Here is a 22,669-nt window from a genome sequence, read left to right as displayed (position 1 = left end):
GACCTGGGTACGCGACCGGCTCACCACGGTGGCCGACAACGCCGGCCTGCCCGCCGGCCGGCTGGCCGAGGCGTTCACCGTGCTCCGCACCGAGTGACCGGAGTCGGCCACCGGCCCGCCCGGACGGGCTCCCGGTCAGACGGTGAAGCGGACCTTGCGCCAACGCATGATCAGCACGGTGACCGCGCCCGCCGGCAGCAGCAGCACCACGCCAACAGTCACCGCGGCGGCGATCGGCGAGCCGGTCAGCGGCAGCCCACCGCCGCTGCTCGCCGGCGAGGTCGACGGCGCCGGGCCAGCCGCCGGACCCGACGGCGAGACGCCTGGGCGGAAACGGTCACGGTCGCCTCACCCGCGCCGTCCCGGGTCAGCCAGAACGGGCCGCCGTTGGTCGTGGCGGCCCCATCTGCGGGGGCAGCGGAACTGATCACACCAGACGGCGGTCCGCCGCCCACCGGGACAGCTCGTACCGGTTGGACATCTGGAGCTTGCGGAGCACGTTCGACACGTGCGTCTCGACCGTCTTGATCGAGATGAACAGCTCCTTGGCGATCTCCTTGTACGCGTACCCCCGGGCGAGCAGCCGGAGCACCTCGCGCTCCCGGTTGGTGAGCTGGTCCAGCTCCGGATCGGTCACCGGCACGTCCGACCGGGCCGCGAACGCGTCCAGCACGAACCCGGCCAGGCGCGGGCTGAACACCGCGTCGCCGTCGGCCACCCGCCGGATCGCGTCGGTCAGCTCGTCCGGCGAGATGGTCTTCGTGACGTACCCCCGGGCGCCGGCCCGGATCAGCCCGATGACGTCCTCGGCCGCGTCCGACACGCTCAGCGCCAGGAACTTCACCTGTGGATGGGTCCGCCGCATCGCGTCCAGCACCGCCCGGCCGCCGCCGTCCGGCATGTGCACGTCGAGCAGCACCACGTCGGGCTGGGTGGCGGCGATCCGGTTGACCGCCTCGGTCACCGTGCTCGCCTCGCCCACCACCTCCACGTGGCCGCCGAGCTCGGCGCGTACGCCCGCCCGGAACATCGCGTGGTCGTCGACGAGGAACACCCGCAGCCGCCCGTCCCGGGGCTGCGCCCCCTCGACCGGTCCGTGCTCGGCCATGGTCATCTGTCCCTTTCCGTCGCGGAGCCGGCGCCGGTGATCGGCAGGATCAGCCGGACCTCGGTCCCCTCCCCCGGCCGGGACCGGATCTCCGCCCGGCCACCGTGCCGCTTCATCCGTCCGATGATCGACCCTCGGACGCCGTGCCGGTGATCCTCCACGGTATCCGGGTCGAAGCCCTTGCCCCGGTCCCGCACGAAGACGCTGACCTGGTCCGGCTCCACCTCGGCGTAGAGCGAGACCGTCTCGACCCCGGCGTGCCGGGCGGCGTTCACCAGCGCCTCCCGGGCCGCGGCGACCAGCGCGCCGACCCGCTCGTCGGTCTCCCGGTCGCCGACCACCACCGCCTCCACCGTGATGGCGAAGGTGTCCTCCACCTCGGCGGCGGCCTGCTCCAGCGCCCCGGCGAAGCGCTCGGTCGGCGAGCCGGTGGGCTTGTAGAGCCAGTTCCGCAGCGACCGCTCCTGGCCCCGGGCCAGCCGCTGCACCGTCTTGACGTCGCTGGCGTTGCGCTGAATCAGGGCCAGGGTGTGCAGCACCTGGTCGTGCACCATCGCGGCCAGTTCGGCGCGCTCCTGCTCGCGGATGCGCCCCTCCCGCTCCGAGCGGAGCTGGTTCCAGGTCCGCCAGAGCACGGGCGCGGCCACCACGCCGACCCCGGCCAGCCCGACCAGCGCGAAGATCACGCCGTTGATCACGGCGTCGAAGTTCTGCGCCGGCGAGTAGACCGCCGCCACGCCGATGATGCCGACCGCGACCAGCACGCCGCCGCCGATGAAGCGGAGCACGAAGGCTCGCCGGTCGCTCTCCTCCACCACCGCGCCGAGCCACGGCACCGGCATCGATTCGCCCCACTGCCGGCGGCGCTCCGGGGCGGACTGGTGCCAGATCACCCCGGCGCCCACCGCGATGATCGCCACCAGCCAGCCGGCGGTGCCGGCCGCGCCGACCGAATCGAAGACCATCACCTGGGTCAGGAGCACACCCAGCCCGATCGCGACGAAGGGCAGGAGCTGGGCGAGGTCCCGGCGGGGCGGCACGGCGTCGCCGGGGCGCAGCGGGACCACCGCCCAGAAGGCCGCGTAGAGCAGCAGGCCCAGGCCGCTCAGCCCGAGCAGCACCATGAAGGCCACCCGGACCCGGACCACGGAGATGCCGAGATGGTCCGCGATGCCGGCGGCCACCCCCGCGGCCAACCGGTGCTCGGGAGCCCGGTAGAGCCGCGGCGGGGATGGGGTCACGGTGCTGCTGATCGGAAGCTCCCTGCTCGTGGGACGAGGTGCGGGCCGGTCCGGCGCCGCGTCGATCGTCACACGGGCGGGCCGCCCCGGACCACGGGGACGCCCCCGACATTCGGCCCGCGCGGATCTCAGGGTGGCGTCAGGGTCGGGTCCGGAGGACGGTCAGGCGGCCGGGGCAGCAGGATCGGAGCATGACCGAGGACGCTGCCCGTCCGCCCCTGCCCGGGGCGGCACCGCCGGACTGGCCACCGCCACCCAGCACCACCCACGCCGGCTCGGACCCGGGCGCCCCGCCGGCCGGGAACGCCGGCGGCGACCCGTCGTGGTCGGCCGCCGCCCCGCCGCCGGGCGCGTCGGCCGCCGGCGCCGGGCCGCTCGGCGACCCGCCACCCGGGTACGCCCCGCCGCCCGGCGGTGCCGGCTTCACCTCCCGGTACGGGCTGGTCCGCCCCCGCGAGGGCCGCTACCTGGCCGGCGTCTGCGCGGCGATCGGCCGGGCCACCAACACCGATCCGGTGCTGTGGCGCGTGCTGCTCGCCGTGCTGGGCTTCTTCGGCGGCATCGGCATCCTGATCTACGTGGCCGCCTGGCTGATCATCCCGGGCGAGGGGGACACCGCCTCCCCGGTGGAGTCGATGCTCGGCCGGGGCCGGTCCAGCATGTCCCCGGTCACCGTCATCGTGCTCAGCATCCTGGTCGCGGTCAGCTTCGGCTACATCGTCACCGACGCATTCCGGGCGGTCCTGCTCGGCGCGGCCATCCTGATCGGCGGCGCGCTGCTGCTCAACCGGGACCGCCGGGGGCCGGTGGGGCCGGGGGCCGCCTCCGGCCCACCCGCGACGCCTCCCGGGCCCGTGCCGCCGGTCAGCTGGCCGGCCCCGGGGATGTACGCCCCGCCCTCCGCCGCCCCGACGTCGGGCCTGCCGACCTGGTCGGCTCCGGCTGCCGGCCCGGCGCCGGCGGGGTCGTGGGAGGCCGTCCGGCCGCAGCCCGGCGGGCCGGCTCCGGCCGCCGAGCCGCCCACGTGGTCGGGGGCGGAGCGGACCGAGGCGCTGCCGGAGTGGCCCGGGGCGGGGCAGGCCGACCGGTCGACGTGGTCCGGGGTGACGCCGGGCGGCGAGCCGGCCATCCGGCCCACCACAGGGGCACCGGTCTGGCCCGCCGCACCGACGGTCGGCGCGCCGCTTGGGGAGGCGGCCCCCGTGCCGCCGACCGGGTACCGGGCGCCGTTCGCTCCCCGCGGCCCGTACGCCGGGCCGTACCCGCCGGTGCCGCCGCAGCCGCCGGCCCGGGCGCCCAAACCGCCCAAGCGGCCGAAGGAACGGTCTCCGCTCGGCGCGGTGACGTTCTCGCTGATCTTCCTAGCGCTGGGCGTGGTCGCCGTGCTCGACCTGCTGGACGTGTTCCCGGTGGGCGCCGCCGGGTACTTCGCCGGGACGCTGGCCACGATCGGGCTCGGGCTGCTGGTCGGCACGTGGTTCGGCCGGGCGCGCTGGTTGATCGCGCTCGGCCTGGTCACCGCGGCGGCGCTCGGCGTCGCCACCGTCGCCGAGTCCTACGACCGGGTACGCGGCATCGACGGCAACGTGACCTGGGCCCCGACGGACTACCGCGACCTGGCGACCCGGTACGAGAACAACTTCGGCGACGCCGTGCTCGACCTGCGCGGGGTGGACTTCGACAAGAAGGAGACGCAGATCGTGGTGGCGATCAACTTCGGCGAGGCGACCGTGGTGCTGCCCCCGAACGTCGACGTCACCACGGTGGCCGACGTGAACGCCGGTGACGCCACGATCTTCGGCCGACACTCCGGCGGGCTGGACGGCAACCTCCGGGAGAGCACCGACGTCGGCCCGGACGGTCCCGGCGGCGGCACGCTGCGGCTACTGATCCACATCAACGCCGGCAACCTGGAGGTGACCCGGTGAAGGCACACCGCACCGACCTCGTCTCGTTCGCGTTCGGGCTGGTCTTCCTGGCCCTCTCCGTCTGGTGGCTGCTGGCCCGGATCCTCGGGCTCACGCTCCCGCCGGTGGGATGGTTCCTGGCCGGTGCGCTCCTCCTGATCGGGGTGCTGGGTCTGGTCGGCGCCCTGCGCTCCGGCCGGCACGCCGACCGGGACGCGGCCGCCGCGACGGACACCGGGGTCAGCGTGTCGGCCCCCTACGAGGGCGGCTCCGAGTGGACCCCGCCGGCGCCGGAGGCCGACGAGTGGCGCACCGACGCGATCGGCGACGACGCGGTCGACGCGGTGGAGGACCGGCCGGTCAGCGGAGCGTCGGAGGACCCGCGCTGGTCGTCGTCCGCGCCGCCGGCGGACCCCGGACCGCAGACCCCCGGGCCGTACGCGGCGGCGACCCGGGAGGATACGGCCACCGTCGAGGTGGCACGGACGACCCGGGAGCAGCCCACCCTCGACCTCGGATCGACGACCCACGAGGAGCCCGCCGTGGACGTCGCACCGACGGGCCCCGGGCGACCCGACGTCGGCGACGCGCCGGCCTCCCGCGAGCAGCGGCCCGCCGAGGAGGGCCCGACACCAGGGCCGGGCGGCGAGCAGCGGTCACCGGGCTGAGCACGGCGGTGCGGACCTCCTCCGGCGGCGCATATGCTGGCTGGTGGAGATCCCGCCTCCGCCGGCCGGCCCACGCCGTGGGGCCTACGCCGCGGCCGGGCCGCCACGTCGCCGGGTTCCGCCCGGGGCCGGCGGTCCCGGTCGCCGAGCCTCGTCCCCCCGGCCCAGCCGACCAGCGCACCGAGGCGGTTCCGCCGCTTTCCGTCGCTACCCCGTCAGGAGCCCGTCCGACATGACCCAGTCCCCCGCCGTGCGCACCCCCGGCGCGTCCGGTCCGGTCCGCATCGGCGAGCGCGCCGCCCGTACCCTCGTCACCGAGCTCGCCCGGCTCAACGACCCGAAGGCCGCGCTGCTGGTCGGCGCGGCGCCGGAGTCCGCGGTGCTGGCCGCGGCGATCGAGGCGCTGCTCCCCGGCGACCGGCTCACCGTCGTGCCGGCGGAGGGGTCGACCGCCGCCGCGCTCCGCGAGCACGTATCGGCCCAGGGCCGGTGGGTCGCCGACCGGGTGCGCGTGGCCGACACCCTCGCCGAGGCGGACGCCGCCGAGGTGGTCATCGCCGCCGAGCCGTTCACCGGCACCGCCGACGAGGCCCGGGCGGCCGTCGACGGGCTGTCGAAGTACCTCACCGAGGGCGCGGTGCTGAGCGTGACCGCGCCGCTCTTCCGGACCGAGGGCGCTGGCGCCGAGCTGGATCGGCAGGGCGTGCTGCACGGCGTCCGCACCGACCTCGTGTTGCGCAACTCCCCGCCGGTCCGGGTGCACCACCTGCGCTTCACGCCGGCCAGCGTCGCGGTGGCCGCCCGGCTGGCCCCGGCGTACCGGCCGTCCAGCGTGCCGCTGACCCGGAGCATGCACATCGACTCGAACGGCGTCGCCGCGGCCGGGATCAGCCTCGGACTGGCCGCGCTGGCCCGGGTGGCCCGGCCCAAGTCGAAGCTCTGGCTGCTGCCGGCGCTGGCCGCCGCACCGGTGGCCGCCTTCTTCCGGGACCCGGAGCGGGACGTGCCGGAGGACCCGTCGGCCGTGGTCGCCGCCGCGGACGGTCAGGTCCTCTCGGTGCAGCGGCTGCACGACGAGCGCTTCGGCGACGGCGAGTGGCTGCGGATCGCGGTCTTCCTCTCCGTGCTGGACGTGCACGTCAACCGCGCCCCGGTCGCCGGGAAGGTGGTCGACTACTTCGTCGCCGACGGCGGCTTCGTCAACGCGATGAAGCCGGACGCCGAGCACAACGTGGCGGCGTACACGGTGCTGGAGACCGAGCACGGCACGGTGGTGGTCGCGCAGCGTACCGGCCTGATCGCCCGGCGGATCGAGCAGCGGGCGCCGATCGGCTCCCTGCTGGCCAGGGGCGAGCGCTTCGGGCTGATCCGGTTCGGCTCGCGGACCGACGTCTACCTGCCGGCGGACGCCGCCGAGCCGCTGGTCGGCCCCGGTGACAAGGTGGTCGGCGGCTCGACCGTGATCGCCCGCTGGGTCTGATCGCAAACACGCGAAAAGGGGCGCCGCGAGTGCGGCGCCCCTTTTCGGTGGTTCGGATCAGGCGGTGCGGCGCTGGTGCAGCCAGAGCAGCGGACCGCTGACCAGGTAACCCACCACCACCAGGGCGAAGGTGAGCCGGATGTCGACCAGGGCACCGACCACCGGCGCCAGCCAGAGCCACGGCGGCAGCCTCAACAGCCGGGCGAGCTTCGCGTACGGGAAGCTGGAGACCATCGCGAAGGCGAGCAGGGCCACCCCGGCGACCAGCACCAGCCCGGAGACGGGCAGCCCGATGGCCACGGTCAGGGCCAGCACGGCCGCCGCCATCGTGGTCGGTACGCCGCAGAAGAACCGGCCGTCCTTCGGCGAGACGTTGAACCGGGCGAGCCGGATCGCGGCGCAGGCCGCGACGAGGGCGCAGGCCACCGCCGCGGCGGCCGCCGGCGCCGACCCGGCCAGCGAGGCGTAGACCACCACCGGAGCGGCGAGGCCGAACGAGCACATGTCGGCCAGCGAGTCCATCTGGGCGCCGAACGGGCTGGCCACGCCGAGCTTGCGGGCGAGCGCGCCGTCGAGGCCGTCGAACACGACGCACGCGATCAGGCAGAGCGCGGCGACCCGGACCTCGCCCTGCATGGCCAGGAAGATGGCCAGCATGCCGAGCATCAGGCTGCTCAGGGTGCAGGCGTTGACCAGGGCGAACTTCATCCGCCGGGCGGCGGTGCGCTCGCCTGGCAGGAGCGGGATCGACATCGCCGGCCCGTCGTCGACCGGCGACGTGGGGGCGAGGGCCGGGCTGACCGGCATGATCGCCTCGACCTCGTTGCGGTCGAAGCGGCCGTAGCGGCGGCGCTGCCGGTCGGCGTAGCGGTGGTCGGGAACAACCAGGTCGTTGCCGGGGACGGCACCGTCCCGGCGACCCACCCGGACCAGCAGCACCTGACGCGCGAACGTGCTGCTGCGGCGCAACCGGCCCGCCCAGCGACGCCCTGCGGGGCGCGGACTGTCGGTCGTACGACGCCGGCGCCATGGGGCTCTCGGCACGTTTCCTCCATCACCGGATCGGCTGACCGCCCACCAGGGCGGCTGTCCGGCTGTCTCGTGCCGGACCTTGCTGGCCCGGCAGCCCGTTTTGCGGAGTACACCATTGCACAAGGGCAACGGGCTTGGCGATAGCTGCCGGCGGTACTTATATCTTCCTTAAACCGCGCGAACCGCTCTCTTATTCCTATCTCGGGCAGCATCGCCCATTTCTTGCACCAACCCCGACTCCTGACTGTACCGGAGGAGACCCGGGGCGGCTCGCCGAGCGGGTGCTACCGCCCCGGACGTCCGGTTGCCAGGACCGTCACGTCGGTCATCCGCAACGCGCTGACCTGCTCCTGAGCGAACCAGGCGGCGCGCGCCGTGGACCCGCCCGCGAGCTCGGTCACCACCGCCTCGGTCGGTGCGTCCACCAGCACCCGGTAGATCACCCGGACCCCGTGCCAGTCCAGCGGCCGCCCCTCCGGGCCGAGCGCGGCGGGGTTGTGCAGGTTGTCCACGGCCAGCAGGTCGACCACCCGGCCGAGCTGGCCGGCCTCCTCGACCAGCTCGCGGAGCAGGCCGGCGGCGGGCTGCTCGCCGTGGTCGGTGCCGCCACCGGGCAGATGCCACTTCCCGGCCCCCGGGTACCCGTCGGCGATCATCGTCAGCAGCACCCGCCCGGCCGGGTCGGTGACCAGCCCGTACGCGGCGAAGCGCTGCCGCCGGTCGGTGGACGTCGGCCCGAACGGCTCCCGGGCGGTCCGCGCCGGCAGCGGGGTGACCGGCAGGCCGAGCAGCTCGGCGGTGAACGGCAGCAGCGGCAGCCCGGCCGTCTCGGCGGGGGTCCACCAGCGCGCCAGGTCGGTGGTCTCGTCCGCCTCGTCCCGGAGCGTCCCTCCGGTGGGCGTGACGTCGAAGATGATCCGGTCGGTGTGCAGGGCGACCCCGCGGTCCGGGTACCGGGTCACGTCCGCCACGGCGGCCCGGAGTCCGGTCACCTCGACGGCCAGCCCGGTCTCCTCGGCGAACTCGCGCACCGCCGCCGCCTCGGGATGCTCGGCGTGGTCGAGCCCGCCCCCCGGCAGCTGCCACGCCCCGGGAAAGTCCGCCCGGGCCGACCCTCGCACGAGCAGTACCCGCCCCTCACGGTCGCGGCACACCCCGTACGCCCCGATCCGCCGCCGCTCCTCCATCAGCTCCCGCTCCCCACTCCCGACCGGCCGTCCCGTCGATCATGAATCTATTGCCCGCCGTCGTGGCGCGTCGTGGCAACAACTTCATGATCACCGAGTCGGCCCGGAAGGGGGCGGCGGGGTGGGGTGGGGTCAGCGGAGCTGGGCGGCGTGCACGGCTTCGGCGGTCACCTCGGTGAGGCGGTCGGTGGGGAGGGCGTTCAGCTCCTCGAGGCGGAACCAGCGGGCCTCACAGGTGGAGCCGCCGACGTCGGCCACGGTCGGCGGGGCGGGCTGGTCGACGACCACCCGGTAGAAGGCGCGCACCCCGTGCCAGTCGATCGGGTAGCCCTCGGGACCGAGCGAGGCGGCGTCCCGGTGGCTGGCCACGCCGAGCAGCTCGACCAGGCGACCGGTCTGCCCGGTCTCCTCGACCAGCTCCCGGATCAGCGCCGCGCCCGGCTGCTCGCCGTAGTCGGTGCCGCCGCCGGGCAGGTGCCAGCAACCGGCGCCCGGGTACCCGTCGGAGACCCGGGTGAGCAGCACCCGCTCCTCCGGGTCGGTGACCACGGCGTACGCGGCGAAGCGCTGCGCCCGGTGCAGCCCGTCCGGGCCGGGCACCGCGTAGAAGGAGGGGAACTCGGGGACCTCCTCGGGCACCACGTCGGCCGAGGAGGCGGGAAGCCCCAGGGCGCGCGCGGTGAACGACCGCAGCGGCAGCTCCCGGGCCTCGTCCAGAGTGAGCCAGCGGGCCAGGTCGGTCGGGCGATCCACCCGTTCGGTCAGCGTCCCGCCCCGCACCGAGACCGTGTAGAGCAGGCGGTCGGTGTGCAGGGTGATGCCTCGCTCGGGCAGGGCCCGCATGTCGGCGAGCACGTCCGCCAGCCCGGAGACGGCGACCGAGAGCCCGGTCTCCGCCGCGGTCTCGCGGACGACGGTGTGCTTGGGGTCCTCACCGTGGTCGACCGCCCCTCCCGGCAGCGACCAGGCGCCGGGGGTGCCGGAGCGCTCCGACGCGCGGACCAGCAACACTCGGCCGTCTTGATCAGCACAAACTGCGTATGCCGCGATCCTGCGGAGCGGCTCCAGCGAGGTGGTCACGGGAGCAAATTCTCCCCTCGCCGGGTTACCTCCATCGAAAAGAGTCGGATTCCTGACTCATCGCTGGCGCCTCAGGGATCGATCAGGGTAGGAGTCCGGGCGGTCACCGAGGTCGCCCGCTCGTCGGCGCGGCACCGTGGGGGCATGACCTCCCCGAGCACCCCTCAGGCCCCGTACAAACAACTCCGCCGACCGACCACCGACCGGATGGTGGCCGGCGTCGCCAGCGGCCTCGGCCGCTACCTGGCCGTCGACCCCACCCTCATCCGGGTGGTCTTCGCCGTCGCCACCCTGCTCACCGGCGGCTTCGCCGCGCTGGCGTACCCGATCATGTGGTTCCTGATGCCGGAGGAGCCGACCGGCGCGCCCGCCTGGCCGCACCCGGCGGGCACCGCGCCGCGCGGCTGGCCCACGGCGCCGCAGGCCGCGCCCACGCCGGAGCCGACGCCCCGGCCGCAGCCTCAGCCGCCGACCGCCGGGTGAGCCGGGGTCACTCCCACTCGATGGTGCCCGGCGGCTTGCTGGTGACATCCAGGACCACCCGGTTCACCTCGGCCACCTCGTTAGTGATCCGGGTGGAGATCCGGGCGACCACCTCGTAGGGCAGCCGGGACCAGTCGGCGGTCATCGCGTCCTCGCTGGAGACCGGGCGCAGCACCACGGGATGCCCGTAGCTGCGCTCGTCACCCTGCACGCCGACGCTGCGGACGTCGGCCAGGAGCACCACCGGGAACTGCCAGACGCCCCGGTCCAGGCCGGCGGCGCTCAGCTCCTCCCGGGCAATCAGGTCGGCCTTGCGGAGCAGGTCCAGCCGCTCCTTGTCGACCGCGCCGATGATCCGGATGGCCAGGCCGGGGCCCGGGAACGGGTGCCGCCAGACCATCGCCTCGGGCAGCCCCAGCTGGAGGCCGAGCGTCCGGACCTCGTCCTTGAAGAGCGTGCGCAGCGGCTCGACCAGGGCGAACTTCAGGTCCTCCGGGAGGCCGCCAACGTTGTGGTGACTCTTGATGTTGGCGGTGCCGGTGCCGCCTCCGGACTCGACCACGTCCGGGTAGAGGGTGCCCTGCACCAGGAACTCGACGTCGCCGTGCGAGGCGATCTCCCGGGCGGCGGCCTCGAAGACCCGGATGAACTCCCGGCCGATGATCTTGCGCTTCTGCTCCGGGTCGATCACGCCGGCGAGCGCACCGAGGAAGCGGCCCTGCGCGTCGACCACCTTGAGCTTGATGCCGGTGGCGGCCACGTAGTCCTTCTCCACCTGCTCGGCCTCCCCGGCCCGGAGCAGGCCATGGTCGACGAAGACGCAGGTGAGCTGGTCGCCGACGGCCTTGTGCACCAGCGCGGCGGCGACCGCCGAGTCCACCCCGCCGCTCAGGCCGCAGATGACCTCCTTGTCGCCCACCTGCTCCCGGATCCGGGCCACCTGCTCGTCGATGATGTTCTCGGGAGTCCAGATCGGCTCGACGCCGGCGATGTCGTACAGGAAGCGGGTGAGCATCTCCTGGCCGTGCGCGGTGTGCCCGACCTCCGGGTGGAACTGCACGCCGGCCCGGCGCCCGGCCAGGTCCTCGAACGCGGCCACCGGCGCGCCCGCCGACTCGGCGGTTACCGTGAAGCCCTCGGGCGCCTCGGTGACGCAGTCGCCGTGGCTCATCCAGACCGGCAGGTCCGCCGGGAGATCGCGGAGCAGCACGCCGGGATCGAGGAGGCGGGGGCGCAGCGGGGTGCCGCCGTACTCGCGGTTGCCGGTGCGCGCGACGGTGCCGCCGAGCGCCTGGGCCATCGCCTGGAAGCCGTAGCAGATGCCGAAGACCGGGACGTCGGCGGTGAACATGCCGGCGTCGATCTGCGGGGCGTCCGGCGCGTAGACGCTGGCCGGGCCGCCGGACAGGATGATCGCGGCCGGGTTCTTCGCCAGCATCTCGGCAACCGGCATGGAGTGCGGGACGATCTCCGAATAGACCTTGGCCTCACGCACCCGGCGCGCGATGAGCTGGGCGTACTGGGCTCCGAAGTCCACCACGAGGACGGGGCGAGGCGTGCTCATGTGCAGAAAGCCTACCGACCGTCACCCCCGCGCCGGGCGCGGGCCGGCCACTCCGCGTGGCGCGTCCCGCCCGGATGTCGCGCGAGTCACCCGCGCAGGGCGGCGGGGGCGTGCGCCGGGACCGCCGGGCGGCGCGGAGGCACCGGCGCCACCCGCACGTACGCGGCACCCAGCGGCGGCCGCGGATCCTCCTCGCCCTGGTTGGGCCAGCACGACATCGCCCGTTCCGCCTGGGCGGTGATGGTCAGCGACGGGTTCACCCCGAGGTTCGCCGAGACCGCCGCACCGTCCACCACGTGCAGCCCCGGGTGCCCGTACACCCGGTGGTACGGGTCGATCACCCCGTCGGCCGGGGTGGCGCCGATCACCGCCCCACCGAGGATGTGCGCGGTCATCGGGATGTTGAACGGCTCGGTCAGCGCGCCGCCGGGCGTACCGTCGATCTCCTCGGCGAGCAGCCGGACCGCGTTGTTGCCGGCCGGGATCCAGGTCGGGTTCGGCGCGCCGTGCCCCGGGCCGGAAACCAGCCGGCGGCCGAGCGGCCCGCGCCGCCATCGGGTGGTCAGCGAGTTGTCCGCCGACTGCATCACCAGGGCGATCACCGTCCGCTCCGACCAGCCCCGGACCGACAGCATCCGGGCGGCCAGGCCGGGCTGCCGGACGATGCTGCCCAGCCAGCGCCGGACCCGGTGCGGCCCGCCGTCGACCAGCAGCGACTGGAGCAGTCCCATCGCGTTCGAGCCCCGGCCGTAGCGGACCGGTTCGATGTGGGTCTGCGGATCGGGGTGGAACGAACTGGTGATCGCCACCCCCTCGGTGAAGTCCAGCCGCCGCTCGCGGGCCCGCTGGCGGGGCACCGAGGCGCCGAGGATGGCCTCCGAGTTGGTCCGGGTCAGCTCGCCGAGGCGGGGCGACAGCCCCGGCAGCGCGCCGGTCGCCTTCATCTCGTGCAGCAGCCGCTGGGTGCCCAGCGCACCGGCGGCGAAGACCACCTGGTCGGCGTGGATCACCTGGCGCCGCTTGCGCAGCCACGCGCCGGTGCGCTCGGTGTGCACCTCGTAGCCCCCGCCGGCGGGGCGGACCGCGGTGACGGTCGTCAGCGGGTGGACCTGGACGCCGAGCCGCTCGGCCAGCCAGAGGTAGTTCTTGACCAGGGTGTTCTTGGCGCCGTGCCGGCAGCCGGTCATGCACGAGCCGCAGTGCGTGCAGCCGGTCCGCTCCGGCCCGGCCCCGCCGAAGTACGGGTCCGGCACCCGCTCGCCGGGCCGGCCGATGTGCACCCCGACCGGGGTGGCGTGGAAGGTGTGCCCGACCCCCATCCGCTCGGCCACCGCCCGCATCGCCCGGTCCGCGCCGGTGTGCACCGGGTACGTGGTCGCCCCGAGCATCCGCTTGGCCTGGTCGTAGTGGCGGGCCAGCTCGTCGCGCCAGTCGGTGATGTGCCGCCACTGCGGGTCGGCGTAGAACGCGTCTAGGGGCTCGTAGAGGGTGTTGGCGTAGACCAGCGAGCCGCCGCCCACCCCGGCCCCGGAGAGCACCATGACTCCCCCGCCGGCCCGCCGGTCGGCCGAGCGGAGCAGGGTGATCCGCTGGAGGCCGTAACAGCCGAGCCTCGGGGCCCAGAGGAAGCGCCGGGCCCGCCAGGAGGTCTGCGGGAACTCGTCGTCGGCGAAGCGCCGCCCGGCCTCCAGCACGCCGACCGTGTAGCCCTTCTCAGCCAGCCGGAGCGCGGTGACGCTGCCACCGAAGCCGGACCCGATGACGACCACGTCGTACCGCATGGACGCATCATTACCGACGGGTAGCCATCGCGCCAGCGGCAGATTTTCGGGATCATGCAGAACGCTCGACCGCGACCCGGGCCCGCCGGCGGCAACCCTGGGGCCCCGCCCGAGCGTCGTTCAGCACGGGGGAAGGACACACGATGACGCAGGACAGCGCAGGACCGCGACGCCGCCGGCTGCCGGGGGTGGCCGTCGTGCTGGCGGTGCTCCTGGTCGCCGCGGGCGCGGTGGTGACCACCCGCCTGGTCTCCCGATCCGCGCCCGCGCCCGGCCCGGTGACCGGTTCGGCCACGCCCACGCCGTCGGCGAGCGCCCCGGCCACGGCGAGCCCCACCCCACCGCCCGGCGCCGACCTGACCGGCCCGCTGAACTTCCTCATCGTCGGGGTGGACACCCGCGTCACCGTGCCCGGCTGGGAGCCGCACGCCGACGCGGTGCTGGTCATGCACGTGGAGGCCGGGCTGAAGCAGGCATACCTCTTCTCCCTCCCCCGCGACCTGGTGGTGGACATCCCGGCCTACCCGAAGGCCGGCTACCCCGGCGGCCGGACCAAGCTCACCCACGCGATGAGCTACGGCAGCCGGGTCCCGGGCGACAAGGCCCACCCGAGCACCGCCCAGGGGTACGAGCTGCTGCGCACCACCGTCAGCCGGTACACCGGGCTGCCCATCGACGCGGGCGCGGTGCTCACCTTCTTCGGCTTCGACCGGCTGGTCGACGCCCTCAGCGGGGTGGACCTCTACGTCGACCAGCAGGTCGCCTCGATCCACCGGCGCCCGGACGGGCAGTACCGGCCACACACCGCCGGCGGGTACACCGGGCCGCAGATGGTCTACCAGAAGGGCAACCAGCACCTCAACGGCTGGCAGGCGCGGGACTACGCCCGACAGCGCTACATCGCCGGAGGCGACTACGCCCGGCAGCGCCACCAGCAGCAGCTGATCCGGGCACTGATCCGCAAGATCCTCGGCCAGGGGCTGGCCCGGGACCCGGACCGCGTCGAGGAGGTGGTCCGCACCCTCGGCAAAACCATGGTGTACACCGGCGGCGGACGGCGGCTGGTCGACTTCGCGTACGCCCTCGGCGGGATGCCCGCCGACGGCCTGGTCCTGGTCGGCCTCCCCGGCGACGCGGTCGGCAAGGGAGGCGCCTACCGGGGCGAGCAGCTCCGCCCGGTGGGCCGGCAGTTCCTCACCGAACTCCGCGCCGGCCGCGCTGACACCTTCCTCAAGACCCACCCCACCCTGCGGGTGCGAACCTGACTCAGAGGGGCTTCGGCTCGGCGGGGCGTTCGGTGCCGTAGAGCCAGGCGGTGAAGAGCTTGTCCAGCTTCCGGTGGGAGACGCGCTCGGCGAGCGCCCGGAAGTCGGCGGTGGTGGCGTTGCCGTTCTTCCTCTCCTCCGCCCAGGTACGCAGGATGGTGAAGAAGGCGGCGTCGCCGACCGCCACCCGCAGCGCGTGCACGGTCATCCCGCCCCGCTGGTAGACCGACTCGCCGAACAGGTTCGCCACCCCCGGCTTCCCCGGCGGGGTACGCCAGACCTGCCCGGACGCCGTCGCGTACCTCAGGTCGAAGGTGCGCTGCACGGTCGACTCGCCGGTGTGCTCGGCCCAGAGCCACTCGGCGTACGTGGCCAGCCCCTCGTTGAGCCAGATGTCCTGCCACCGCTCCAACGCCACGCTGTTGCCGAACCACTGGTGGGCCAGCTCGTGCGCGACCACCCCGGAGTTGTCGCCCTGCCGGAAGAACCCCGCCGAGTAGACCGGCCGGGTCTGCGTCTCCAGCGCGTACCGGATCCGGTCGTCCGCGATCACCACCCCGCCGTACGCGTCGAACGGGTACGGCCCGAAGAGGCTCTCCAGGTAGTCCGCCACCTCCACGGTCCGGCCGATCGACCGGTCCGGTGCCCCCTTCGCGACCTTCGTGGTGACCGCGCTGAACACCGGCCGTCCCTTGTGCTCCCCGGTGGTGACCCGGAACCTCCCGATCACCACCGTGCTGAGGTAGCTGGCCATCGGCTCGCCCTCGGACCACGTCCACGTGGTCCAGCCGCCCTGGGTGCTCCGCCCCTTCGGCACGCCGTTGCTGACCGCGGTCAGTCCCTTCGGCACGGTGATCTCGAAGTCGTAGGTGGCCTTGTCCGACGGGTGGTCGTTGACCGGGAACCAGGTGCTCGCCGACTCCGGCTGGCCGAGCGCGATCGCACCGTCCGAGGTGTGCAGCCAGCCGCCCCCGCCGAGCACGTCGTTCCGCAACGCGGCCGGCTCGCCGTCGTACCGGATCTCCGCGACGAAACCGTTCCCGGAGGTGAGGCCGGTGGCCGGGGTGACGATCAGCTCGTTGTCGGCACGGGCGTGGGTGGCCTTGACGCCGTCCACCGTCACCGAGCGCACGGTCAGCCCGGCCAGGTCCAGGTGGAACGCGGAGAGGTCTGCGGTGGCGGTGGCCCGCACGGTGGTGGTGCCGGTCAGCCGGTCCTTCGCCGGGTCGTAGCGGACCAGCACGGTGTAGTGGGCGACGTCGTAGCCGCCGTTGCCGTAGCTCGGGAAGTAGGGGTCGCCGGCACCGGCCGCGCCAGGCGCGAACGCCCGGGAGGCCGTCCGCGAAGCCTGCGCCGCGCCCGGCACCGTCCGCTCCTGGGCGGCCGAGTCGCAGCCGGCGAGCGACAGCGCCCCCACCACCAGCAACCCGAGGCCCCGTCGCACGCCCCGCCGCGTCAGCGTCATCGTCTCGACCCTCCCGGGAACGACCACCGGCGGCCCGGCCCGGCCGCCCCGCGGCGGCAGCCTACCCAGCGCTCAGGGCCGCGTCAGGGCAGGGCCGGCGCGGCGCCGCCGACCAGCCAGGCGTCGAGGAGCGCACGCAGCGGCCGGCCGGCGACCCGTTCGGCGTACGCGACGAAGTCGGCGGTGGTGGCGGTGCCGTCCCGACGCTCGGTCGTCCAGCCGCGCAGGATGCGGAAGAAGGTGTCGTCGCCGACCGCGCGGCGCAGCGCGTGCACGGCCAGTGCCCCGCGCTGGTAGACGGCGTCGCCGAACATCGCCGGTCGGCCCGGGTCGACCGACGGCCGGGTCCAGTCGGTGGCCGCGTACCGGGTGGCGAAGGCCCGCGCCACGGCGCGGCCGCCGTCGTGCTCGTCCCAGAGCCATTCGGCGTACGTGGCGAAGCCCTCGTTCAGCCAGATGTCGCTCCACCGGGCCACCGAGACGCTGTCGCCGAACCACTGGTGGGCCAGCTCGTGCGCGACCACCTCGGTGTTCGGCCGGCCGGCGCGGAAGAAGCCCGGCCCGTAGACCGGCCGGGACTGGGTCTCCAGGGCGTACCGGATGCGGTCGTCGGCGACCACGATGCCGCCGTACGCGTCGAACGGGTACGGGCCGAAGCGGCCGGCCAGGAAGTCGACGATCTCGCCGGTGCGGGCGAGCGAGGCGGCGGCCGGTCCGTCCGCCGGCAGGCCGGCGGCCACCGCGGTGACCATCGGCTTCCCGGCGTGGGTACCGGTCGACACCCGGTAGTTCCCGATCACCAGGGTGGTCAGGTAGCTGGCCATCGGCGAGCCCTCCGACCAGCTCCAGGTGGTCCAGCCGTCCCGGCTCGCCCGGGACCGCAGCACCCCGTTGCTCAGCGCGGCGAGCCCGTCCGGGACGGTCACCTCGACGTCGTAGGTGGCCTTGTCGGAGGGGTGGTCGTCGACCGGGAACCAGGTGCTCGCCGACTCCGGCTGGCCGAGCGCGATCGCGCCGTCGCCGGTGGCCTGGAAGCCGCCGCTGCCCAGCTCGCCGATGGGCAGCGGCTGGGGCACCCCGGCGTACGCCACCTCGGTGGTGAAGGACTTCCCGGACGGCAGGCCGTGGGCGGGGGTGACGACGAGCTCGTTGCCGTCGCGCCGGTGTCGCGCGGGGGCGCCGTCGACGCGTACCCGGTCGACGGTGAGGCCGGCGAGGTCGAGGTTGAACCGGGACAGGCCGGCCGTCGCGGTGGCGGTGACCGTCGCCTCGCCGGTGAGCCGGTCGCTGGCCGGGTCGTAGCGGACCTTGAGCCGGTAGTGGCCGACGTCGTAGCCGCCGTTGCCGGCCCCCGGCACGTACGGGTCCCCGGCGTCGGTGGCCCCGGCCCGGAACCGCCCCCCGTCGGTGCCGGTGCACCCGCCGAGCAGCAGCGTCAGCACCAGTGCCGCCGCGCACCGCCGCCCGCCCGTCACCCGCCGAGCCTAGACGTGCGACGGCGCGGGTGGGACCGGAATCCGCACCCGCGCCGTCGGTCGCCGCGTCGCCTCAGCGGTCGAGGACCAGGCCGACCTTCTGGAACTCCTTGAGGTCGCGGTAGCCGCACTTGGCCATCGCGCGGCGCAGGCCGCCGAAGAGGTTGAGCTGGCCGTCCGGCTCGTCGGCGGGGCCGAAGAGGAGCTGCTCCATCGAGCCGAGCGGTTCACCGGCCACCTCGAACGCGCCGCGCGGCAGCGACGGGTGGCTGGCAGCCGAGTGCCACCAGGCGCCACCGGCCGGGGCCTCCTCGCAGAGCGAGAGCGCCTCGCCGAGCATCACCGCGTCCGCGCCGCAGCCGAGCGCCTTGGCGATGTCGCCGGAGGTCTGGATGTCGCCGTCGGCGATCAGGTGCACGTACCGGCCGCCGGTCTCGTCCAGGTAGTCGCGGCGGGCCGCGGCGGCGTCGGCGATCGCGGTGGCCATCGGCACCCGGATGCCGAGCACCGACTCGGTGGTCGACCAGTCGTCGCCGCCGATGCCGACGATCACCCCGGCCGCGCCGGTGCGCATCAGGTGCAGCGCCGTCTTGTAGTCGGTGCAGCCGCCGACGATGACCGGCAGGTCGAGGTCGGCGATGAACTCCTTGAGGTTCAGCGGCTCGTCGGTGGTGGAGACGTGCTCGGCGGAGACGATGGTGCCCTGGATGACCAGGATGTCCACGCCGGCGTCGAGGATCACCGGGGCGAGCGCCAGGGTGTGCTGCGGGGAGACCCGGACGGCCACGGTGCCACCGCCGGCCCGCAGCTCGCGGACCCGCTCGGCGATCAGGTCCGGGCGGATCGGCTCGGCGTACACCTCCTGGAGCCGCTTGGTGGCGCGGGCTTCCTCGTCGAGGCCGGCCAGTTCCTCCAGCACCTTGGCCGGATTCTCGTACCGGGTCCAGAGGCCCTCGACGTTGAGCACGCCGAGCCCGCCGAGCTGGCCGAGCAGGACGGCGGACGAGGGGCTCATCGTCGCGTCGGAGGGGTGCCCGACGCAGGGGATCCCGAACTGGTACGCGTCGAGCTGCCACGCGGTGGAGACGTCCTCGACGTCCCGGGTGCGGCGGCTCGGCACGATGGCGATGTCGTCCAGGTGGTAGCCGCGCTGCGCGGTCTTGCCCAGCCCGATCTCGACCACGTCACGCATGGGGACTCCAGGTGTTTGGGGATGATGGTCAGCGGGAGTGGTAGTTCGGTGCCTCGACCGTCATCTGGATGTCGTGCGGGTGGCTCTCCTTGAGCCCGGCCGCGGTGATCCGGATGAGCTGGCCACGCCGGTGCAGCTCGGGGATGCTCTCCGCGCCGACGTAGCCCATCGCGGCCCGCAGTCCGCCGATGAGCTGGTGGGCGACCGCGGAGAGCGGGCCCCGGTAGGGCACCTGGCCCTCGACGCCCTCGGGGACCAGCTTGTCCTCGGCGAGCACGTCCTGCTGGAAGTAGCGGTCCTTGGAGTAGGACTTGGCCTGGCCGCGGGACTGCATCGCGCCGAGCGAGCCCATCCCCCGGTACGCCTTGTACTGCTTGCCGTTGATGAAGATCAGCTCGCCGGGGCTCTCCTCGCAGCCGGCCAGCAGGCTGCCGAGCATCACCGTGTCGGCGCCGGCCACCAGGGCCTTGGCGATGTCGCCCGAGTACTGGATGCCGCCGTCGCCGATCACCGGCACGCCGGCCGGCCGGGCGGCCCGCGCCGCTTCCATGATCGCGGTGATCTGCGGCACGCCCACGCCGGCGACGATCCGGGTGGTGCAGATCGCGCCCGGGCCGACCCCCACCTTGATGCCGTCGGCGCCCGCGTCGACCAGCGCCTTCGCGCCGGCGTACGTGGCCACGTTGCCGCCGACGATGTCGATGGCGACGTCCTTCTTGAGCTGGCGGACCATGTCCAGCACGGCCCGCTGGTGCCCGTGCGCGGTGTCCACGACGAGCACGTCGACGCCCGCGTCGACCAGGGTGCGGGCCCGCTTGTACGCGTCCTCGCCGACACCGACCGCGGCGGCGACCCGGAGCCGGCCCGCCGAGTCCTTGGTGGCGTTCGGGTACTGCTCGCTCTTGGTGAAGTCCTTGACGGTGATCAGGCCGCGCAGCCGGCCGGACTCGTCGACGATCGGCAGCTTCTCCACCTTGTGCCGGCGCAGCAGGTCGAGCGCGTCGTCCTTGCTCACCCCGACCCGGGCGGTGACCAGCGGGGTCCGGGTCATGATCTCGTGAACCGGGGTGGCCGGGTCGGAGACGAAGCGCATGTCGCGGTTGGTGACGATGCCCACCAGCCCGCCGTCGGCGTCGACCACCGGCACGCCGGAGATGCGGTACCGCCCGCAGAGCTCGTCGACGTCGCGGAGGGTGTCGTCCGGGCTGGCGGTGACCGGGTTGGTGATCATGCCGGACTCGGAGCGCTTCACCAGGTCGACCTGGAGCGCCTGGTCCTCCAGGGAGAGGTTGCGGTGCAGCACGCCGATGCCACCCTGCCGGGCCATGGCGATCGCCATCCGCGCCTCGGTGACGGTGTCCATCGCGCTGGAGAGCAGCGGCACGGTCAGCTCGACGTTGCGGGTGAGCCGGGTGCGGGTGTTGACCCGGCTGGGCACGACGTCCGACTCGCCGGGCTGGAGCAGCACGTCGTCGAAGGTCAGCCCGAGCGGCACCACCCGCGCCGAGCCGGCGGGCAGCTCCGGCAGGTGACCGCCCAGTTCGCCGCTGTCGGCGCCGGCCGGAAGATCGGTGCTGGGCGAATTTTCCACGATTGCTCTCCTGAGCTGGTCGGACGGGCTTCAGCGAGGCCGCGCGCGGGGACCGACGCACGCCGGGGTAACGGCGCGTCGCCTCATCGTACCCACTGAGCTGGGCCGGCCCCGGCAGTGGCGGGGCGGATGAGCGGCGCCATCGTGAGCGCCGGGGGCGGACTTCCGCCGCCGGTTGGGACTACGGTGAGGGGGTGCACGACGAGCCCATCGACCCGTTCAACGGCGACCCGGCCGATCCGACCGCCGGCCTGCAGGATCCGCGCGAGGAGGACCCGCTGGACCCGCTGACCGAGGTCGAGCGTCAGGACGTCCTGGAGGATCTCGCCGATCTGGAGATCTACCAGGCCCTGCTGGCGCCGATCGGGGTGCGTGGGCTGGTCATCGAGTGCGAGGACTGCCGCGAGCCGCACTACTTCGACTGGGACCTGCTCCGGGGCAACCTCCGCCACCTGCTGAGCTCCGGTCGGCCCCGGGTGCACGAGCCGGCCTACGACCCGGACCCGGACCACTACGTCACCTGGGACTACGCCCGCGGCTACGCCGACGGGGTGCACGACACGCTGACCGAGGGCACCGAGGAGGACGACTCCTCCGACGCCTGACCCGCGGGGCCCGGCCCGGACGGCCGGCACCCCCGCCGGGGGTCGGGGCGGATCAGGCGACCAGTCCGGCGCGGAAGCCGGCGGCCACGGCGTGCGCCCGGTCCCGGGCGCCGAGTTTGCGGAACAGCCGCCGGGCGTGGGTCTTGACGGTGTCCTCGGAGACGAACAGCTCCCGACCGATCTCCGCGTTGCTCTTCCCCTCGGCCATGCCGAGCAGCACCTGGAGCTCCCGTTCGGTAAGCCCGACGGGGGTCCGACCGTTGCGCGCGCCGGCGCCGGTGCGCTGCTGGCCGCTCGACGGCGCGGGCTCCGGCTCGCCGTCGGCCTCGTCGTCGCCGCGCTGCACCGGCACCATCGTCGGCACGCCACCCGACCCCTCCCCCGGAGCTGTGGCCCAGCCCGGCGTCGGCCGCGCCGGCGCCGCGGACCGCACCGGCCCGCCGACGGCCGCGGCGTCCCGGGCCGGGTCGGTGACCCGGTGCCGGGCCGGCCGTCCGGGCGCGGCGAGCAGCAGGAGGGCCTTCGCCACCGCACTGGTGAGATCGTGGTCGGCGCCCTGGATCAACCCCCGCGCCCCGGCGCTGATGGTGGCCGCGGCTGCCTCCGACTCCTCGGTGCCGAGCAGCAGCACCGCGGCCTGGGGCGCCCGGGCGAGCACCCGGCGCACGAAGCCGGCGCTGTCGGGCCGGGTGAGCGCGGTGTCGGCGAGCACGACGTCCACCGGACGCTCGGCGAGCCGCAACATCACCTCGGGATCGGAGACGGCGGTCCGGACGATCGCGGACAGTCCGAGTCGGGCCGCCGCGGAGGTCAGCTGCTGGGCCGCGGTCGGTGTCCGAACGCACACGAGAACGGTACGCACAGTGGTCTCCTCTCCGACTCAGAGCAGACCATGGCCGGGTGGCGCCGCGAGGAGGTTCCGGGCAATCATCCGAACTTTTCCGGCAGATGGGGCATATGCCGCTAGTTGTCCGTGGTTTTCGATCACAGATGTGTGAGCGCGGGAAAGCCCGGGTACCGAGACGTCAGGCCGGAAACGGTGCGCCTGCGCGGGCCGCCGCCCGGTTGACTGGCCACGAAGGATTCTCCGCGGTGCCGCGCGGGAGGAGGGGTGCTGATGTCGAACGTACGTAGACTGCCCGGACCCATCGTCGATCTCTGGGACTGGCAGCGGCTCGGCGCCTGCCGGGGGCGCGACAGCGCCCAGTTCTTCCACCCGGACGGCGAGCGCGGCTCGTCGCGGCTGCGCCGCGAGTCCGGCGCCAAGGCCGTCTGCCGGGCCTGCCCGGTACGGGCCGAGTGCGCCGCGCACGCCCTCGCGGTTCGGGAGCCGTACGGCGTCTGGGGCGGGTTCAGCGAGTCCGAGCGGCTCCGGCTGCTCGCCCTGGGCTGGGAGGACCTGGCCGACCGCCGGCAGAGCCGGGTCGACATCGCCCGGCTGGAGGCCCGCCTCGGCCGGCCGCACAAGTCGACCGTGCCGGACCAGCGCAAGATCGCCTGACCCGGCCGACCGGCACCACGCGACCCCCCGCCCCCACCAAAGGG

The 22,669-nt window shown here is 74.2% G+C and carries 18 protein-coding genes and 1 pseudogene; 7 read left to right on the top strand and 12 right to left on the bottom strand.

Annotated elements, in window-relative coordinates; translation table 11 throughout:
• Nucleotides 1–427: 427 nt before the first annotated feature.
• On the bottom strand, nt 428–1,108 hold the full coding sequence (locus tag SLP03_RS29030; RefSeq protein WP_319463838.1) for a response regulator transcription factor: 681 nt from the start codon (nt 1,106–1,108) through the stop codon (nt 428–430).
• A gap of 2 nt (nt 1,109–1,110) precedes the next feature.
• Nucleotides 1,111–2,349, bottom strand: a complete 1,239-nt coding sequence (locus SLP03_RS29025; protein WP_319463837.1) for a PspC domain-containing protein — start codon at nt 2,347–2,349, stop codon at nt 1,111–1,113.
• A 191-nt stretch (nt 2,350–2,540) separates the two neighbouring features.
• On the opposite strand from SLP03_RS29025, the gene SLP03_RS29020 reads away from it, so the two are divergent.
• The 3 genes and pseudogenes from SLP03_RS29020 (at nt 2,541) to SLP03_RS29010 (ending at nt 6,404) form a co-directional block, all read left to right on the top strand.
• Nucleotides 2,541–4,277, top strand: coding sequence for a PspC domain-containing protein (locus SLP03_RS29020; RefSeq protein WP_319463836.1), 1,737 nt, complete (start codon nt 2,541–2,543; stop codon nt 4,275–4,277).
• Nucleotides 4,274–4,567: pseudogene (locus SLP03_RS31780) on the top strand (hypothetical protein); the annotation flags it as partial. The gene SLP03_RS29020 and the pseudogene SLP03_RS31780, both read left to right, overlap by 4 nt.
• Before the next feature lie 589 nt (nt 4,568–5,156).
• Nucleotides 5,157–6,404 (top strand): phosphatidylserine decarboxylase, encoded by a 1,248-nt coding sequence (locus SLP03_RS29010; protein WP_319463835.1) that lies wholly within the window; start codon nt 5,157–5,159, stop codon nt 6,402–6,404.
• A gap of 57 nt (nt 6,405–6,461) precedes the next feature.
• Here SLP03_RS29010 and SLP03_RS29005 read toward each other — a convergent pair whose 3' ends face one another.
• From SLP03_RS29005 to SLP03_RS28995, 3 genes are all read right to left on the bottom strand, one after another.
• Entirely contained in the window at nt 6,462–7,373 is a 912-nt protein-coding gene (locus SLP03_RS29005; RefSeq protein WP_319463834.1) for a CDP-alcohol phosphatidyltransferase family protein, read from the bottom strand.
• 347 nt (nt 7,374–7,720) lie between these two features.
• A complete protein-coding gene (locus tag SLP03_RS29000) occupies nt 7,721–8,623 on the bottom strand; it encodes an NUDIX domain-containing protein (protein WP_319463833.1) in 903 nt (300 codons plus the stop codon).
• A gap of 132 nt (nt 8,624–8,755) precedes the next feature.
• Entirely contained in the window at nt 8,756–9,703 is a 948-nt protein-coding gene (locus tag SLP03_RS28995) for an NUDIX hydrolase (RefSeq protein WP_319463832.1), read from the bottom strand.
• Between the two features lie 144 nt (nt 9,704–9,847).
• On the opposite strand from SLP03_RS28995, the gene SLP03_RS28990 reads away from it, so the two are divergent.
• Complete coding sequence (locus tag SLP03_RS28990) at nt 9,848–10,186, top strand: PspC domain-containing protein (protein ID WP_319463831.1); 339 nt, start codon at nt 9,848–9,850, stop codon at nt 10,184–10,186.
• Nucleotides 10,187–10,193: 7 nt separating this feature from the next.
• On the opposite strand, the gene guaA is transcribed toward SLP03_RS28990, so the two are convergent.
• Both guaA and SLP03_RS28980 read right to left on the bottom strand, forming a co-directional pair.
• Nucleotides 10,194–11,750, bottom strand: coding sequence for a glutamine-hydrolyzing GMP synthase (guaA, locus tag SLP03_RS28985; RefSeq protein ID WP_319463830.1), 1,557 nt, complete (start codon nt 11,748–11,750; stop codon nt 10,194–10,196).
• An 86-nt stretch (nt 11,751–11,836) separates the two neighbouring features.
• Nucleotides 11,837–13,531, bottom strand: coding sequence for a GMC family oxidoreductase (locus tag SLP03_RS28980; protein WP_319463829.1), 1,695 nt, complete (start codon nt 13,529–13,531; stop codon nt 11,837–11,839).
• A gap of 143 nt (nt 13,532–13,674) precedes the next feature.
• Here SLP03_RS28980 and SLP03_RS28975 point away from each other — a divergent pair, with 143 nt between their 5' ends.
• The gene (locus SLP03_RS28975) at nt 13,675–14,796 is read left to right on the top strand and encodes an LCP family protein (RefSeq protein WP_319463828.1); all 1,122 of its coding nucleotides are present in this window, start codon (nt 13,675–13,677) and stop codon (nt 14,794–14,796) included.
• 1 nt (nt 14,797) lies between these two features.
• Here SLP03_RS28975 and SLP03_RS28970 read toward each other — a convergent pair whose 3' ends face one another.
• From SLP03_RS28970 to guaB, 4 genes are all read right to left on the bottom strand, one after another.
• The gene (locus SLP03_RS28970; protein WP_319463827.1) at nt 14,798–16,261 is read right to left on the bottom strand and encodes a M1 family metallopeptidase; all 1,464 of its coding nucleotides are present in this window, start codon (nt 16,259–16,261) and stop codon (nt 14,798–14,800) included.
• 83 nt (nt 16,262–16,344) lie between these two features.
• Nucleotides 16,345–17,736 (bottom strand): M1 family metallopeptidase, encoded by a 1,392-nt coding sequence (locus tag SLP03_RS28965; protein ID WP_319463826.1) that lies wholly within the window; start codon nt 17,734–17,736, stop codon nt 16,345–16,347.
• Between the two features lie 73 nt (nt 17,737–17,809).
• Complete coding sequence (locus SLP03_RS28960; RefSeq protein WP_319463825.1) at nt 17,810–18,928, bottom strand: GuaB3 family IMP dehydrogenase-related protein; 1,119 nt, start codon at nt 18,926–18,928, stop codon at nt 17,810–17,812.
• A gap of 28 nt (nt 18,929–18,956) precedes the next feature.
• Nucleotides 18,957–20,519: an IMP dehydrogenase gene (gene guaB / locus SLP03_RS28955; protein WP_319463824.1), complete on the bottom strand. Its 1,563-nt coding sequence runs from the start codon at nt 20,517–20,519 to the stop codon at nt 18,957–18,959.
• Between the two features lie 194 nt (nt 20,520–20,713).
• On the opposite strand from guaB, the gene SLP03_RS28950 reads away from it, so the two are divergent.
• On the top strand, nt 20,714–21,124 hold the full coding sequence (locus tag SLP03_RS28950) for a DUF5319 domain-containing protein (protein WP_319463823.1): 411 nt from the start codon (nt 20,714–20,716) through the stop codon (nt 21,122–21,124).
• A 52-nt stretch (nt 21,125–21,176) separates the two neighbouring features.
• Here the strand turns inward: SLP03_RS28950 and SLP03_RS28945 are convergent, their stop codons facing one another.
• Nucleotides 21,177–21,986, bottom strand: a complete 810-nt coding sequence (locus SLP03_RS28945; protein WP_319463822.1) for a helix-turn-helix transcriptional regulator — start codon at nt 21,984–21,986, stop codon at nt 21,177–21,179.
• A gap of 255 nt (nt 21,987–22,241) precedes the next feature.
• Here SLP03_RS28945 and SLP03_RS28940 point away from each other — a divergent pair, with 255 nt between their 5' ends.
• Nucleotides 22,242–22,625 carry a WhiB family transcriptional regulator gene (locus tag SLP03_RS28940; protein ID WP_319463821.1) on the top strand — a complete coding sequence of 128 codons (384 nt, stop codon included), beginning with the start codon at nt 22,242–22,244 and terminating at the stop codon, nt 22,623–22,625.
• The last annotated feature ends 44 nt before the right edge of the window (nt 22,626–22,669 follow it).

Source organism: Micromonospora sp. RTP1Z1, from assembly GCF_033804685.1.
Classification (GTDB): Bacteria; Actinomycetota; Actinomycetes; order Mycobacteriales; family Micromonosporaceae; genus Micromonospora.
This window is presented reverse-complemented; position numbering and strand designations above follow the sequence as displayed.